13 protein-coding genes are annotated in these 15,858 nt (G+C 71.6%); 3 read left to right on the top strand and 10 right to left on the bottom strand.

Annotation, left to right across the window (positions count from 1 at the left end):
* Positions 1-109: 109 nt before the first annotated feature.
* Together ACIREE_RS06530 and ACIREE_RS06525 are read left to right on the top strand one after the other, a co-directional pair.
* On the top strand, positions 110-802 hold the full coding sequence (locus tag ACIREE_RS06530) for a metal-dependent transcriptional regulator (protein ID WP_404147189.1): 693 nt from the start codon (positions 110-112) through the stop codon (positions 800-802).
* 507 nt (positions 803-1,309) lie between these two features.
* On the top strand, positions 1,310-2,173 hold the full coding sequence (locus tag ACIREE_RS06525) for an alpha/beta fold hydrolase (RefSeq protein ID WP_404147187.1): 864 nt from the start codon (positions 1,310-1,312) through the stop codon (positions 2,171-2,173).
* A gap of 21 nt (positions 2,174-2,194) precedes the next feature.
* Here ACIREE_RS06525 and pdxH read toward each other — a convergent pair whose 3' ends face one another.
* Positions 2,195-2,935, bottom strand: a complete 741-nt coding sequence (gene pdxH / locus ACIREE_RS06520; RefSeq protein ID WP_404147184.1) for a pyridoxamine 5'-phosphate oxidase — start codon at positions 2,933-2,935, stop codon at positions 2,195-2,197.
* A gap of 285 nt (positions 2,936-3,220) precedes the next feature.
* Between pdxH and ACIREE_RS06515 the strand changes: the two genes are divergently transcribed.
* Positions 3,221-4,342 carry a citrate synthase 2 gene (locus tag ACIREE_RS06515; protein ID WP_404147181.1) on the top strand — a complete coding sequence of 374 codons (1,122 nt, stop codon included), beginning with the start codon at positions 3,221-3,223 and terminating at the stop codon, positions 4,340-4,342.
* A gap of 264 nt (positions 4,343-4,606) precedes the next feature.
* On the opposite strand, the gene ACIREE_RS06510 is transcribed toward ACIREE_RS06515, so the two are convergent.
* The 9 genes from ACIREE_RS06510 to ACIREE_RS06470 form a co-directional block, all read right to left on the bottom strand.
* A complete protein-coding gene (locus tag ACIREE_RS06510) occupies positions 4,607-5,203 on the bottom strand; it encodes a TetR/AcrR family transcriptional regulator (RefSeq protein ID WP_404147178.1) in 597 nt (198 codons plus the stop codon).
* Positions 5,191-5,934 carry an enoyl-CoA hydratase family protein gene (locus ACIREE_RS06505; RefSeq protein WP_404147175.1) on the bottom strand — a complete coding sequence of 248 codons (744 nt, stop codon included), beginning with the start codon at positions 5,932-5,934 and terminating at the stop codon, positions 5,191-5,193. Before ACIREE_RS06505 ends, ACIREE_RS06510 begins: the two co-directional genes overlap by 13 nt.
* Positions 5,935-5,940: 6 nt before the next feature.
* Positions 5,941-7,521: a 4-coumarate--CoA ligase family protein gene (locus tag ACIREE_RS06500; RefSeq protein ID WP_404147172.1), complete on the bottom strand. Its 1,581-nt coding sequence runs from the start codon at positions 7,519-7,521 to the stop codon at positions 5,941-5,943.
* Positions 7,522-7,564: 43 nt separating this feature from the next.
* Complete coding sequence (locus ACIREE_RS06495) at positions 7,565-8,731, bottom strand: acyl-CoA dehydrogenase family protein (protein ID WP_404147169.1); 1,167 nt, start codon at positions 8,729-8,731, stop codon at positions 7,565-7,567.
* Positions 8,728-10,605: an acetyl/propionyl/methylcrotonyl-CoA carboxylase subunit alpha gene (locus ACIREE_RS06490; protein WP_404147166.1), complete on the bottom strand. Its 1,878-nt coding sequence runs from the start codon at positions 10,603-10,605 to the stop codon at positions 8,728-8,730. Before ACIREE_RS06490 ends, ACIREE_RS06495 begins: the two co-directional genes overlap by 4 nt.
* A 7-nt stretch (positions 10,606-10,612) precedes the next feature.
* The gene (locus tag ACIREE_RS06485) at positions 10,613-12,211 is read right to left on the bottom strand and encodes an acyl-CoA carboxylase subunit beta (RefSeq protein ID WP_404147163.1); all 1,599 of its coding nucleotides are present in this window, start codon (positions 12,209-12,211) and stop codon (positions 10,613-10,615) included.
* A complete protein-coding gene (locus tag ACIREE_RS06480; RefSeq protein WP_404147160.1) occupies positions 12,208-13,911 on the bottom strand; it encodes an acyclic terpene utilization AtuA family protein in 1,704 nt (567 codons plus the stop codon). The genes ACIREE_RS06485 and ACIREE_RS06480 overlap by 4 nt, the downstream gene beginning before the upstream one ends.
* The gene (locus tag ACIREE_RS06475; protein WP_404147157.1) at positions 13,908-14,714 is read right to left on the bottom strand and encodes a TIGR03084 family metal-binding protein; all 807 of its coding nucleotides are present in this window, start codon (positions 14,712-14,714) and stop codon (positions 13,908-13,910) included. Before ACIREE_RS06475 ends, ACIREE_RS06480 begins: the two co-directional genes overlap by 4 nt.
* A 641-nt stretch (positions 14,715-15,355) precedes the next feature.
* A complete protein-coding gene (locus ACIREE_RS06470) occupies positions 15,356-15,823 on the bottom strand; it encodes a hypothetical protein (protein ID WP_404147154.1) in 468 nt (155 codons plus the stop codon).
* Between the last annotated feature and the right edge of the window lie 35 nt (positions 15,824-15,858).

Below are 15,858 nucleotides of genomic sequence, written 5' to 3'. Positions count from 1 at the left end.
TCCGCGGCGTCGCGACGCCGCGGAGACCCAGCAGCAGAGTCCTGGCGCACGAGCGACGCGGCGAGCCAGCGGAGCTGCTGCGGAGCAGAGAGCTACACGAGGGGCACGTATGTCCGGACTGATCGACACCACGGAGATGTACCTCCGCACCATCCTCGAGCTCGAAGAGGAAGGTGTGGTCCCCATGCGCGCCCGGATCGCCGAGCGGCTCGACCAGAGCGGCCCGACGGTCAGCCAGACCGTGGCCCGTATGGAGCGGGACGGCCTCGTCGCCGTCGCCGCGGACCGGCACCTGGAGCTGACCGAAGAGGGCCGCCGGCTCGCCACGCGCGTGATGCGCAAGCACCGGCTCGCCGAGTGTCTGCTGGTCGACGTGATCGGCCTGGAGTGGGAGCAGGTGCACGCGGAGGCGTGTCGCTGGGAGCACGTGATGAGTGAGGCCGTGGAGCGGCGCGTCCTGGAGCTGCTGCGGCACCCGACCGAGTCGCCGTACGGGAACCCGATCCCGGGCCTGGAGGAGTTGGGCGAGAAGGACGGGGCCGACCCGTTCCTGGACGAGGGCATGGTCTCGCTCGCCGATCTGGACGCGGGCGCGGACGGCAAGACGGTCGTCGTGCGGCGCATCGGCGAGCCGATCCAGACGGACGCGCAGCTGATGTACACGCTGCGCCGTGCGGGGGTGCAGCCCGGTTCGGTGGTCAGCGTGACGCAGTCGCCGGGTGGTGTCCTGGTGGGCAGCAGCGGGGAGGCCGCGGAGCTGGAGGCGGATGTCGCCTCGCACGTCTTCGTCGCCAAGCGCTGAGAGCTCCTGCCCGAGCCGGTCCCGGCGGCGTCAACTGCCGTACTGGGCAGGGTGGTTGCCTCGATCCTGCGTGTGCGGCACATGCACGCGGAAAGCAAGATTCACTGTGCGGAATCGCAGCGGCGGGACGCTGCGCGTGCAAGGCTGTCGCGTGAGGCATATGACCGGAGGGGGCCAGGTATGGACCACCTGCCGTTCGGAGCGCGACGGTGCCGGGGTGTGCGGGGGCTGCGCGAAGCAGAGGGCCCCGGCGCCTTGCGGCGCCGGGGCCTGTCCTCCCCTGTGCTGACCCGGAGCCCCGAGCTCCCAGGGTCATCCCCTGCGGACCGATTTCCCCGAGCGGTCCGCCTCCCGAGGAAGAGATCCCCTCGGCGACGCAGGTCATTCCTTGAGGCATGTCACTCAAACGAGGGGTGTTACCCCAGAGCGCCGCGCTTTCGAAAAAAGGTTCGATAGCGTGCGCGGGTACGCGACTGCAGGCGCGACCACAAGGGGGTGCCGAGGCCTATGGCACGGCGCATCGACGTGACCGGCGCGGGCGGGGTCCGCCTCGCCGCCTGGGAGTTCGCCGACCCGCCCAAGCCGGGCGACGGCGGGCGCACACCCGGGGTCCTGCTCCTGCACGGCTTGATGGGCCGGGCGTCCCACTGGGCCGGAACCGCGCGCTGGCTGGCCGAGCGGCACCGGGCGGTCGCCCTGGACCAGCGCGGGCACGGGCAGAGCGACAAGCCCCCGCAGGGGCCGTTCGACCGGGAGGCGTACGTGCTGGACGCGGAGGCCGCCCTGGTCCAGCTGGGCCTTGAGCCCGCGGTGCTGATCGGCCACTCGATGGGCGCGCTGACGGCCTGGCAGCTCGCCGCCCGCCGCCCCGACCTGGTGCGGGGCGTCGTCATCTGCGACATGCGGGCCTCGGCGCTCGGCGCCGCCTCCCAGCGGGAGTGGGAGGAGTGGTTCACGTCCTGGCCGCTGCCGTTCGCGACGCTCGCGGACGTACGGAAGTGGTTCGGGGAGGACGATCCCTGGGTGGAGCGGCCCAATCCGGCGCGCGGCGAGTTCTACGCCGAGGTGATGACCGAGTCCACGGACGGCTGGCGACCGGTGTTCTCGCGGCGCCAGATGCTTCAGGCCCGGTCGACGTGGGTGTACGACGCGCACTGGGAGGAGCTGGCCGCCGTCCAGTGCCCGACGCTCGTGGTGCGGGGCCTCGACGGGGAGCTGGGGCGGGCGGAGGCGCAGGAGATGGTCCGGGTGCTGCCCCGGGGCGAGTACGCGGAGGTGGCCGACGCCGGTCACCTGGTCCACTACGACCAGCCCGAGGCGTGGCGCGCGGCGATCGAGCCGTTCCTGGACGGGGTGCTGGCCGAGCTGTGAGGGGCGGCGGCGACCGCGCGGCTAGGGCGCGAGCCGCTCGACGCGCCAGGTGTCCGCTCCGGCCGCGGCGTAGCGCAACCGGTCATGGAGCCGGTTCTCGCGGCCCTGCCAGAACTCCACGGCTTGAGGAGTGACCCGGAAACCGCCCCAGTGCGGCGGCACCGGAACCGCCGAGCCCGCCGGGTAGCGGCGGACCAACTCCGCGTACGACACGTCCAGTTCGTCCCGGCCCGACAGCACGGACGACTGCGCGCTGGCCCACGCTCCCAGCTGCGAGCCGTGCGGCCGCGAGCGGAAGTACGCCGCCGTCTCCTCCCTGGATGTACGCGCCGCCGTCCCCGTGACGAGGACCTGCCGGCTCATCGGGTGCCAGGGGAAGAGCAGCGCGACATGCGGGTTGGCGGCCAGGTCGAGAGCCTTGCGGGAGCCGTAGTTGGTGTAGAAGACGAAGCCCTCGTCGTCGTACGACTTCAGCAGTACGGTGCGGGAACTGGGACGGCCCTTGGCGTCCGCGGTGGAGACCACCATCGCGTTCGGTTCGGCGCACGCGGAACCGGGCGCCGCCGCCTGCTTGAACCAGCGGGTGAACTGCTCCATGGGGTGCGCGGCGAGGTCGGCCTCCAGGAGACCGCCGTCGTGGGTGCGGTACTGCTCCCGCATCGCGGCGGGATCGGGGACCCGACCGTCGAACTCGACGCGGTCTGTGGGGTCTACGGGCTCTACGCGGTCGTCGTGGGCGCTCACGGCGTCATCCTGCCGCACCCGGGGCCCCCGGGGTGAAACATGGCACTCAGTGCCGCAACCTCTCGCCATCCGTGGCACTGAGGGTTATCGTCCAGAGGCCGAAACGATGTCGGAACAGATCCCGGATCGGTTGGGTGACCCCGCGTCCCACGGGGCATCACCGGGGTGACCGACCCGGAGCGCGAGTCGTGCGAGACCGCGCATCCACTGCTCCAGAGTCGCAAAGCAGCCAGCAGAGCAGCGAGCACGATCCAGTTTCACGTCCCCGCATTTTCACGTCCGCGCATTCAGAGGAGCCGCCTGATGTCCGACCCCGGTTTCGACCCCGGTTTTGTACCCGGCCTCGAGGGAGTCGTCGCGTTCGAGACCGAGATCGCCGAACCCGACAAGGAGGGCGGCGCCCTGCGGTACCGGGGCGTCGACATCGAGGATCTGGTCGGCCATGTGTCGTTCGGGAACGTCTGGGGCCTGCTCGTCGACGGCGCCTTCGACCCCGGGCTGCCGCCGGCCGAGCCGTTCCCGATCCCCGTCCACTCCGGTGACATCCGCGTCGACGTGCAGTCGGCGCTCGCCATGCTGGCCCCCGTGTGGGGCCTCAAACCCCTCCTCGACATCGACGAGGAGCAGGCGCGCAACGACCTCGCCAGGGCCGCCGTCATGGCCCTGTCCTACGTCGCGCAGTCCGCGCGCGGGCAGGGCGTCGCGATGGTGCCGCAGAGCGAGATCGACAAGGCGCAGTCCGTCGTCGAGCGGTTCATGATCCGCTGGCGCGGAGAGCCGGACCCGAAGCACGTCGCGGCCGTCGACGCGTACTGGACGAGCGCGGCCGAGCACGGCATGAACGCCTCCACCTTCACCGCCCGGGTCATCGCCTCGACCGGCGCGGACGTCGCCGCCGCGCTCTCCGGTGCCGTCGGCGCCATGTCCGGGCCGCTGCACGGCGGCGCCCCCTCCCGTGTCCTCGGCATGATCGAGGAGATCGAGCGGACCGGCGACGCCGAGGGCTTCGTCCGCAAGGCGCTCGACAAGGGCGAACGGCTCATGGGCTTCGGGCACCGCGTGTACCGGGCCGAGGACCCGCGCGCGCGGGTGCTCCGCAGGACCGCCCGGGAACTGGGTGCGCCGCGGTTCGAGGTCGCCGAGGCGCTGGAGAAGGCCGCGCTCGCCGAGCTGCACGCGCGCCGGCCCGACCGGGTGCTCGCCACCAACGTGGAGTTCTGGGCGGCGATCGTGCTCGACTTCGCCGAAGTGCCGGCGCACATGTTCACGTCGATGTTCACGTGTGCGCGGACCGCGGGCTGGAGTGCGCATGTCCTTGAGCAGAAGCGGACGGGGCGTTTGGTTCGTCCCTCGGCCCGGTACATCGGGCCCGGGACCCGGCGCCCGCAGGACATTGGCGGTTACGCCGGCATCGCCGCCAAGTAGCTCGGGCCGGTCCGTTTCGTTCGCGCCCGCGGCCCGGTGGGGCTTCTCGCGCAGTTCCCCGCGCCCCTGAGATGCGCACTGCGTGCGCCATCTCAGAGGGCCCACGAAGCGCGCCCCATGGGGCTGCGGCGGAGCCGCATGCTCCAGGGGCGCGGGGAACTGCGCGAGAAGTCCCCACCGGGCCGCAGGCGCAGAACAACCAGGGGCGCGGGGAACTGCGCGCTCAACCCCCACCCGGGCGCGCCCGGCGTACGACACCCGTGCCTACGGCGAGAGCGCCCGGTCCACGATCCCGGTCCACTCGGCGACGACCCGTTCGCGTCGCGCGCTGTCGTCCGTCAGCAGATGGGCCAGGCCAAGCCCCCGCCCCATGTCCAGCAGACCCTGCACAACCTCCCGCACCCCGGCCACCGCCTCATCCGCGCCAAGCAGCCGCACGGCGATCCGGTGGGTCTCGCGGCCGACCCGGGCCTCCAGCTCGGCGACGCGGTCGCCCAGCGCGGGCTCGTTCGACGCGGCGACCCACAGGTGCAGCGCCGCCCGGAACAGCGGGCCCGTGTAGAGGTCGACGAGGGCCGCCACCGCCTCGGCCCGGCCTTGCGGGCGCAGGGCGCGCAGAGCCACGGAGCGTTCCTCGGCGACGTATTCGACGGCCGCCGTGAACAGGTCCTCGCGGGTCGGGAAGTGGTGCTGGGCCGCGCCGCGCGACACTCCGGCGTGTTCGGCGACGACGGAGACCGTGGAGCCGGACCAGCCGTGCTCGGCGAGGCACGCCACGGCCGACTCCAGGAGCTTCTGCCGGGTGGCGCGCGAGCGGTCCTGCTTCGGCGAGGTCACGGCTCGGGGGCTCACAACACCCATGCGGGGTCCCGTCGTTCGAGAAATGCGGTCATCCCTTCGCGGGCCGGGGAGGAGCCGAACAGCCGCGCCGACAGCGCCGTCAGCGACTCCGCGTCCCGGTCGAAGGCTTCCAGGACCTTAACCGTGAGCAGTTTCTTCGTCTCGGCCAGGCCCTGCGGGGACGCCCTGCGCAGCCCGTCGACGACCGGTTCCAGGACCTGGTCCACGTCCGGTCCTGCCACCGTCACGAGCCCGATGCGCGCCGCCTCCGCCGCGTCGAACTTCTCCCCGGTCAGGTAGTAGCGGGCCACGGCGCGCGGGTCCAGGCGGGGCAGCAGCGGCAGGGAGATCACGGCGGGGGCGACGCCGATACGTACCTCGGTGAAGGCGAACGTCGACGCCGAGGAGGCCGCCGCGACGTCGCAGGCGCCCAGCAGGCCGAGACCGCCCGCGCGTACGTGCCCGTCGACCCGGGCGACCACCGGTTTACGCAGCTCCACGATGGTCCGCAGCAGACCCACCAGGGTGTCCGGGTGCGGCGGGTCGCGCAGGTCGGCGCCCGCGCAGAACGTGTTGCCGGTGTGGGTGAGGACCACGGCGCGTACGTCGTCGTCCTTGTCGGCGCGGGCGAGCCGTTCGGCGAGCTCGCCGACGAGGGCCGTCGACAGGGCGTTGCGGTTGGCGGGCGAGTCGAGGGTGAGGGTGGTGACGCCGCGCTGACGCGCGTCGTGGACCAGGTTCACAGCGGCCATCAGCTGTCAGCTCTCCCTCAGTTGGCGGCGCAGGATCTTCCCCGATGCCGCGCGCGGCACCTCCCCGATGAACGCCACCCGGCGGATCTTCTTGTACGGGGCGACGCGTTCGGCGACGTACGCCATGACGTCCTCCGCGGTGAGCCCCGTGTCGGTGGGGTCTGCGGCGGAGCGCACGACGAACGCCTTCGGGATTTCGTTGCCGTCGCCGTCGAGCACCCCGATGACGGCCGCGTCCGCGATGCCGTCATGGGTGAGCAGCAGTGCTTCCAGGTCGGCGGGGGCGACCTGGAACCCCTTGTACTTGATGAGTTCCTTGACCCTGTCCACGACGAACAGCCAGCCGTCGGCGTCCACTTGGCCGACGTCCCCGGTGTGCAGCCAGCCGTCGCGGTCGATCATGTCGACGGTGGCCTGGGGGCGGCCGAGGTAGCCCTTCATGACCTGCGGGCCGCGGATGAGGACTTCGCCGGGTTCGCCGGGGGCGACGTCCTTCGCCGGGTCGTCCAGGGACAGCAGCCGCATCTCGGTGGACGCGATGAGTTTGCCGACGGTGCCCGGCGGCGGGCTCTCGCCGTTGAGGGGGACGACGTGGGTGCCCGGCGAGAGTTCCGTCATGCCGTACGCCTGGCCGACGGGCGGCAGGCCGAGGCGGCGCGAGCAGGCCTGTGCGAGTTCGGCGTCCAGGGGCGCCGCCGCGCTGATGACGTACTCGAGCGACGACAGGTCGTACCCCTCCACGGCCGGGTGTTTGGCGAGGGCGAGGACGATCGGCGGGGCCACGTACAGCGCGTTGATGCGGTGCTTCTCGATCGCGGCGAGGAACGTTTCGAGGTCGAAGCGGGGCAGGACGACGACCGTCGCGCCCTGCCGGAGCGGGGCGTTCATGAGCGCGGTCAGGCCGTAGATGTGGAAGAAGGGCAGGACCGCGAGGATGCGGTCGCCGGGGCCCATCGGGACGAGGGGGGCCAGCTGCGAGAGGTTCGTGGCGATGTTGCGGTGGGTGAGCATGACGCCCTTGGGGACGCCGGTGGTGCCCGACGAGTACGGCAGCGCGGCCACGTCCTCGGCCGGGTCGAGCGCGACGGACGGCTCGGCGGCGCTCCCGGCCAGCATGTCGAGCAGCGATCGGTGGCTGCTCTCCCCTGCCGGGTCACAGACGAATATCTCCCGTACGCCGCCCGCGAGTTCGGATGCGGCGCGGGCCTGGGTGAGCAGCGGGGTGACGGTGATGATCCAGCTCGCCGCGGAGTCCCGCAGCTGCTTCGCGAACTCCTCCGGCGTGGCCAGCGGATGCACCGTCGTCACGGAGGCACCCGCGCGCGTGGCGCCGTAGAACGCCACCGGGTAGGCGACCGTGTTGGGGCTGTGCAGGGCGACCACGTCACCTTTGCGCACGCCGGCGTCGGCGAGACCGGCGGCCACTCTGCGGTGGAACTGGTCGAGTTGGGCGTACGTGATGGTCGTGCCGGCCACCCCGTCGACGAGGGCAGGGGTGTCACCGCGGGCGGCGGCACCCCCGAGCACGGCGTCGTGAATGGGCTCGTCGACGACGGCTACGTCTTCGTACTCACTCCGGTACACCATGCTGAACTCCTCGTCAGTGAGGGGGCGATGGGCTCAGGGGACCTCAGTACGACTTGGGCAGTCCCAGGGTCTGGTGGGACACGTAATTGAGGATCATTTCCCGGCTCACCGGGGCGATACGCGCCACCCGCGAGCCGGTGATGAGGGAGGCGAGGCCGAACTCGCGGGTGAGGCCGTTGCCGCCGAGCGTGTGCACGGCCTGGTCGACGGCGCGCACGCAGGCCTCGGCGGCGGCGTACTTGGCCATGTTGGCGGCCTCGCCCGCGCCCATGTCGTCGCCCGCGTCGTACAGGCGGGCCGCCTTCTGCATCATCAGGCGGGCCAGCTCCAGTTCGATGTGGACCTGGGCGAGGGGGTGGGCGATGGCCTGGTGGGCGCCGATGGGGGCCCGCCAGACGGTGCGTTCGCGGGCGTACTCGACGGCCCGGCTCAGCGCGTAGCGGCCCATGCCGATGGCGAACGCGGCGGTCATCACGCGCTCCGGGTTGAGTCCGGCGAACAACTGGAGCAGGCCCGCGTCCTCGTCACCCACCAGAGCGTCGGCGGGCAGCCGTACGTCGTCGAGGGTCAGCTCGAACTGCTTCTCCGGAGCCTGGAGTTCCATGTCGATCTGGCGCCGCTCGAAGCCCGGGGTGTCGCGCTCCACGATGAAGAGGCAGGGCTTGAGGTTCCCGGTGCGGGCGTCCGACGTGCGGCCCACGATGAGGGTGGCGTCGGCGATGTCGACGCCCGAGATGAACACCTTGCGGCCGGTCAGCACCCACGAGCCGTCGTCGTCCTTGCGGGCGGTGGTGGTGATCCGGTGCGAGTTGGACCCGGCGTCGGGCTCGGTGATGCCGAAGGCCATGGTGCGGCTGCCGTCGGCGAGCCCCGGCAGCCAGGCCCGCTTCTGCTCCTCGGTACCGAAGCGGGAGATCACGGTGCCGCAGATCGCGGGCGAGACGACCATCATGAGGAGCGGCGACCCGGCCGCCCCCAACTCCTCCAGCACGATGGAGAGTTCGGCTATGCCGCCGCCGCCTCCCCCGTACTCCTCGGGGAGATTGACGCCGAGGTAGCCGAGCTTGGCGGCCTCGGCCCACAGTTCCTCGGGGTGGCCGTCGGCCGCGGTGACGCGGGTCATGTAGTCGCGGCCGAACCGCTTGCCGAGTGCGGCGACGGCGGCGCGCAGCGCTTGGTGCTCTTCGGTTTCGAGGACGGGGCTGTTCACGACGCTTCCTCCTGGACTACGGCGAGCAGGGCACCGACCTCGACCTGGCGGCCGACGGCGGCGTGCAGAGCGGTGAGCGTTCCGGAGGCGGGAGAGGCGATGCGGTGCTCCATCTTCATGGCCTCCAGCCAGATCAGGGGCTGCCCGGCGCTGACGGTGGCGCCCTCGGCGAGTCCTTCGGCGACGCGGACGACGGTGCCGGGCATCGGCGCGAGCAGAGAGCCGGGGGCGCGCTGTTCGCTCGGGTCGGTGAAGCGGGGCAGGGTGGTGAGAGCGGTGCCGTTCACGTACACCCGGTCGCCGTACGCCGAGACGGCGAACTTCCGTTGCACACCGCCCACTTCGAGCACCACGCGGCGCGGCGAGGCGTGCACGACGCCCACGCCGTCGTCGGCTTCGAGTCCGTCGCGGGTGTGCCGGTAGCGGACCTCGTGCTCGGTGCCGTCGGGTTCGGTGCGGTAGCGCTGGACCTGGTCCTGCGAGGGGACGTTGCGGAAGCCGCCGAACCGGTGTGCGCCGGCCCCCGCGAGGGCGGCGGCGAGCGGCGCGTACGGGTCGGGTTCCGGGGCCGTCAGCTCGGCGAGATGCCGCTCGTAGAACCCGGTGTCCATCTGGCCGCCCGTGAACTCGGGGTGGCGCAGGGAGCGGACGAGGAGATCGCGGTTGGTCACCGGACCGTGCACCTCGGCGCGCTCCAGGGTCCCGGCGAGGGCGCGGATCGCGGCGGCGCGGGTGGGCGCGTGTGCGACGACCTTGGCGAGCATGGCGTCGTAGTGCACGCCGATGGTGTCGCCGTCGGTGTACCCGGTGTCGAGCCGGCAGTACCCATCAGCCGCTCCGCGGCGCGCCTCCGGTACGGACAGGCGGTGCAGCGTCCCGGCCTGCGGGGCGAATCCGGCCGCCGGGTCCTCGGCGTACAGGCGGGCCTCGACGGCGTGCCCGCGCGGCGCCGGGGGCTCGGGGTCGAGCGTCTCGCCCTCCGCGATCCGCAGCTGCAGCGCGACCAGGTCGATGCCGAACACGGCCTCGGTGGCGGGGTGTTCGACCTGGAGGCGGGTGTTCATCTCCAGGAAGTGCGCGGTCCCCCCGGCGACGAGAAACTCCACGGTCCCGGCACCCACATAACCGGTGGCCCGCACGGCGCGCTCCGCCAACTCACGTACAGCAGCGGATACTTCAGGAGTCAGTCCGGGCGCGGGCGCCTCCTCGATCACCTTCTGATGGCGGCGTTGCAGTGAGCAGTCGCGCGTCCCGAGCAGCCATACGGTGCCGTGCGAGTCGGCGAGGACCTGCACCTCTACGTGGCGCCCGCCCTCCAGGTACGGCTCGACGAACACCTCGCCGTCCCCGAACGCGGACAGCGCCTCGGCGCGGGCAGCCTTCAACTCACTGTCCAGATCGGCGAGTTCACGTACGACCCGCATGCCGCGGCCACCGCCACCGGCGGCGGCCTTCACGAGGACCGGCAGATCGCCCTCGGTGACCTCGCCGAGCGGCGCGATGCCCATCAACTGCTTGGCGCGCGTCTTGGACGCCATCGCCTCGATCGCCTCGGGCGGCGGCCCGATCCAGACGAGCCCGGCATCGGTGACGGCGCGCGCGAAAGCGGCGTTCTCGGAGAGGAACCCGTAGCCGGGGTGGACGGCGTCGGCGCCCGCGTCCAGGGCGGCCTTCACCACGAGGTCGGCGCGCAGATAGGTCTCGGCGGGGGTGGCCCCGGGCAGGCGCACGGCGAGGTCGGCCTCGCGTACGTGCAGCGCGCCCGCGTCCGGGTCCGAGTGCAGGGCGACCGTACGGATGCCCAGGTCACGGCAGGTGCGGAAGACGCGGCAGGCGATCTCGCCACGGTTGGCGACAAGAACGGAGGAGATCACGTGAGGCTCACATCCTGAAGACGCCGAAGCCGCCGCGGGCGCCCTCGTACGGTGCGGTGTGGAGGGCGGACAGGCAGATGCCGAGGACGGTGCGGGTGTCGCGCGGGTCGATGACGCCGTCGTCGTAGAGCCGTCCCGACAGGAACATCGGCAGCGACTCGGACTCGATCTGCTGCTCCACCATGGCGCGCAGCGCGGCGTCCGCGTCGTCGTCGTAGGGCTGCCCCTTGGCGGCGGCGGACTGCCGCGCCACGATCGAGAGGACGCCCGCGAGCTGCTGGGGTCCCATGACGGCGGCCTTGGCGCTGGGCCAGGCGAAGAGGAAGCGGGGGTCGTAGGCGCGCCCGCACATGCCGTAGTGCCCGGCGCCGTACGAGGCACCCATGAGGACGGAGAGGTGGGGGACGCGCGAGTTGGAGACGGCGTTGATCATCATCGAGCCGTGCTTGATGATGCCGCCCTGCTCGTACTCCTTGCCGACCATGTAGCCGGTGGTGTTGTGCAGGAAGAGCAGCGGGATGTCCCGCTGATTGGCCAACTGAATGAACTGGGCGGCCTTTTGTGACTCCTCGCTGAACAGAACTCCCTGGGCGTTGGCGAGGATCCCGACGGGATAGCCGTGCAGGGCCGCCCACCCGGTGACAAGGCTCGCGCCGTACAGCGGCTTGAACTCGTCGAAGTCGGAGCCGTCGACGATCCGGGCGACGACCTCGCGCGGGTCGAACGGCACCTTCAGGTCCTCGGGCACGATCCCGAGCAGCTCTTCGGGGTCGTACTTGGGCGGCTCGGCCGGCTGCGGATCGGCGTACGCCTTACGGTGGTTGAGCCGGGCGACGACGCGGCGTGCCTGCCGGATCGCGTCCTGTTCGTCGACGGCGAAGCAGTCGGCGAGCCCGGAGGTGCGGGCATGCATCTCGGCGCCGCCGAGCGACTCGTCGTCGCTCTCCTCGCCGGTCGCCATCTTCACCAGCGGCGGCCCGCCGAGGAAGACCTTGGCCTTCTCCTTCACCATGATGACGTGGTCGGACATGCCGGGGATGTACGCGCCGCCTGCCGTGGAGTTGCCGAAGACGACGGCGACAGTGGGTATCCCGGCCGCCGAGAGCCGGGTGATGTCACGGAAGATCGCGCCGCCCGGGATGAAGATCTCTTTCTGCGACGGCAGGTCGGCGCCGCCCGACTCGACGAGCGAGATGCAGGGCAGCCGGTTGGCGAAGGCGATCTCGTTCGCGCGCAGGGCCTTCTTCAGGGACCACGGGTTGCTGGCGCCGCCGCGCACGGTCGGGTCGTTCGCCGTGATCAGGCACTCCACCCCTTCGACGACACCGATCCCGGTGACGAGGGACGCGCCCACGGTGTAGTCGCTCCCCCAGGCGGCGAGCGGCGACAGTTCCAGGAAGGGCGTGTCGGGGTCGACGAGCAGCTCGATCCGCTCGCGGGCCAGCATCTTGCCGCGCTTCCGATGCCTTTGTACGTACTTCTCGCCGCCTCCGGCCAGCGCCTTCGCGTGCTCGGTATCGAGCGCGTCGAGCTTGTCGAGGAGGGCCGCGCGGTGGGCGGCGTAGTCGTCGGACCGGGTGTCCAGGGCGCTGGCCAGGACGGTCACAGCAGTGCCTCCGGTATGTCGAGGTGGCGGGAGCGCAGCCATTCGCCGAGCCCCTTGGCCTGCGGGTCGAAGCGGGCCTGCGCGGCGACGCCTTCGCCGAGGATGCCCTCGACGGTGAAGTTCAGGGCGCGGAGGCGGGGCAGCACGTGCCGCGTCACGGTGAACTCGGCTGTCTCGGGCAGGAGTTGACGCAGTGCGTCGACGGTGAGGGTGTGGGCCAGCCACGGCCAGGCCGCTTCGCTCGTGGCCCATACGCCGATATTGGCGTCGCCACCCTTGTCGCCGCTGCGGGCCCCGACGACGCGGCCGAGGGGCGCGCGGCGGGTGGGTCCGGTCGGTGGCCGCGCGGGGAGGGCGGGCTCGTCCACGGGGATCAAGGCGCGGGTGGGGCCTTCGTGCGGCGGCACGGGGTACCGCTCGCCGCCCGGCAGGACGGCGACGTGCGGGACGTCGCCCCGGTCGATGTACGCGGCCTCGAAGACGCCGTACGGGGAGCCCTTGCCGGGCGGCGCCGTGACATGGAACCCGGGGTAGGACCCGAGCGCCAGCTCCACGGCGGCCCCGCTCAGCGCCCGCCCGACCGCGTCCTGGTCCTGGTCGCGCACGACGAGCCGCAGCAGGGCGCTGGCGGTCTCCTCGGTGTCGGCGTCGCTCCGGTCGGTCCGGGCAAGCTCCCAACGCACGTCGGCGGGGCGCGACTTGGCCTTGCCGAAGGCTTCGTCCATCTGCCGCCGCACGAGCGCCGCCTTGGCCTCGATATCGAGCCCGGTGAGCACGAAGACGACCTCGTTGCGGAACCCGCCGAGCCGGTTGAGCCCGACTTTGAGGGTGGGCGGCGGCGCCTCACCGCGTACGCCGTGGATACGGACGCGGTTCTCGCCGTCCGGATCGAGGAGGACGGAGTCGAGCCGGACGGTGACGTCGGGTCCCGCATACCGGGCGCCCCCGGTCTCGTACAGCAGCTGCGCGGTGACGGTACCGAGGTCGACGAGGCCGCCGGTTCCGGGGTGCTTGCCGATGACGGCGGACCCGTCCTCGTGGATCTCGGCGAGGGGGAACCCCGGCCGACTCAACCTCTCCGCGTGGGCGGCGAACTGGGAGTAGTTCCCGCCGGTGGCCTGCGTCCCGCACTCCAGGACGTGCCCGGCGACGACGGCCCCGGCGAGCCGGTCGTACGCGTCCGGGGCCCATCCGAAGTGCCAGGCGGCGGGCCCGCTGACCAGCGCGGCATCGGTGACGCGCCCGGTGACCACGATGTCGGCGCCGGCCTCGAGGCAGGCGGCGATCCCGGCGCCGCCGAGGTAGGCGTTGGCGGTGAGGGCGCCAGGGAAGCGTCCGGTGCCGAGCAGGTCGTCGCCCTCGACGTGGGCGACGCGCACGGGGAGACCGAGCCTGGCCGCCAACTCCCTAATGACGTCGGCAAGTCCACCGGGATTCAGTCCCCCGGCGTTGGCCACGACCTTCGTCCCACGCTCGACGGCGAGCCCGAGGCACTCCTCCAGCTGCCGCAGGAAGGTGCGGGCATAACCGCGCCCCGGGTCCTTGAGCCGGTCACGGCCGAGGATCAGCATGGTCAGCTCGGCGAGATAATCGCCGGTGAGCACGTCGAGCGGCCCGTCGGTCAGCATCTCCTTCATGGCGTCGAACCGGTCGCCGTAGAACCCGGACGCGTTGCCTATCCGCAGCGGCGGCCGACTCATACGGCGGGCCCCATCGGCCCCTTCGGCGGGCGCCCCTGCCCGGGTGGCCCGGCGAAGGCCTGCGCGATCTCCAGCCAGCGGTCGGCGTCGGCACCTTCGGCGCGCACGTCGAGGTCGTCGCGGTGGGCGCGCTGGGTGACGAGGAGGCAGAAGTCGAGGGCGGGCCCGGTGACACGCTGTGCGGCGCCCTCCGGTCCGTAGGTCCACAACTCACCGCTCGGCGCTACGAGTTCGACGCGGAACGGGGCATCCGGGGCCGGAACCCCGTGCACGGCGAAGGCGAAGTCCCGGGCGCGCACGCCGATGCGCGCGACGTGCCGCAGCCGGTCGGTGGGCGCGCGCACGACGCCGAGCGCCTCGGCGACATCCTGCCCGTGGGCCCAGGTCTCCATGAGGCGCCCGGTGGCCATGGAGGCGGCGGACATGGGCGGCCCGTACCAGGGGAACTTGGTCTTCGCCGCGGCGGCGCCCCGCAACACCTTCTGCAACTCCTCGCGGCCGCCCCGCCATTGGGCCAGCAGCACGGCGGGCTCCTGGGCGGCGCCCGCATCCGCCCCGTCATCGACGAACGACTCCGGCGCGGCGATGGCCTTGTCGACCTCCCCGGCGAACGCGTCCGGATCACCCATGGCGAGCAGCGCGGCGCGGTCCGTCCAGGCGAGGTGGGCGATCTGGTGGGCGACGGTCCAGCGGGGGGCGGGCGTCTGCGCCGCCCATTTCTCTGGCAGCAAGTCCCGTACCAGCTCGTCGAGTTGTGCACTCTCGGCTCGCAGATCGTCGAACACGACCAGCGTTTCGGACACGGTGCGCTCCCCTCGGGGCACGGCGGTGTGCGGCGTGGTTGGAGCATGGCAGCGCAGCTGGAAACAATCAAGCGTGCTTGCATGGAAATTGGCGGACGCCGGCCCGGGGGAACCGGCACACAGGTTCAGGGGTCCGGGCGGGCAGCCCGTGCCGATACGTGCGGGGGGCTGCGCGCGGCTCAGGTGGTCGGGCGGGTCGGCGCGACAGGACGCGCAACCCGGCCTAGGTGCCCATCATCGGTGTCGATGCCGGCCAGTCCCACGACTACGCCGCCATGGTCGTCCCAGTACATGCCCGCGAACATCTACCCGGCCTGCACCCCTACCCCTCGATCACGGATGAGTCGGCGAAGGTGTGCGCGCAGCTCACAGACGCCTCCCTGTCTCAGAGGGTGCGGGTGATCCTCGGTGTGACCGCTGTCGGGGATCCGGTCGTCAAGGTGTCCCACCGCCGCTTCCGGGCCGGGCGTCTGCCGTACGTGAAGGCCGTCGCCCTGCACAAGCAGCGTGGTGCTGCCCAGCGTTCCAGCGCCGGAACGATCCGGCGCAGCGACATCATCGACGGGCTCATCATCACCCTCAGAAAGCTCGCCTCTCACCCCCGGAGACCAGGCAGGGGCGTGCGCTCGGTGACCAGTTCCTCAGTACTCGGTGTTCAGGTCCGTGCCCTTCGGCGCCCGGAAGCAGCCGGAGACGACCGTGACTACGAGCAGTGGTTCCTTCTTCCCGGACTCGCCTGTGATCTGAAGCGAGGCGTTGACGGAGAACCGCTCGGTCTTGGAGTCCGCGGTCAACTCCAGATTCCTATTGGCGCTGCTGTCGCGCCCGTAGCCGACGACCTTCCAGCCGTGTTCGGGCAGCCCGTTCTTAAGCCTTTGGAACCCCGCCTCCAGTTTCTCGGGCGCCACCCCGTAGATCGACCACGGGTGCCGCGCTTTGTACAGGTGGTCGGGGTCCTCGTCACACGTGGAGATGCCAGGTCCCGGTTCGGTGACCTTGCCTTCCTTGATGGCCAGCATGTCGAGGAGCTGGCTGGAGAGTGAGCTCGCCTTCTCACGGGCCTTGTCGACGGAGAGAGTGGTGGGCTTGTCTCCGAGATCGTCCTTCACGTCTTTCACGTCCTTGGAACATCCTGTCAACAGAA

Source organism: Streptomyces sp. NPDC102467 (assembly GCF_044765445.1).
Taxonomy (GTDB): Bacteria; Actinomycetota; Actinomycetes; order Streptomycetales; family Streptomycetaceae; genus Streptomyces.
Note: the sequence above shows the minus strand (reverse complement) of the source record. Positions and strands in the feature narration are given on the sequence as shown.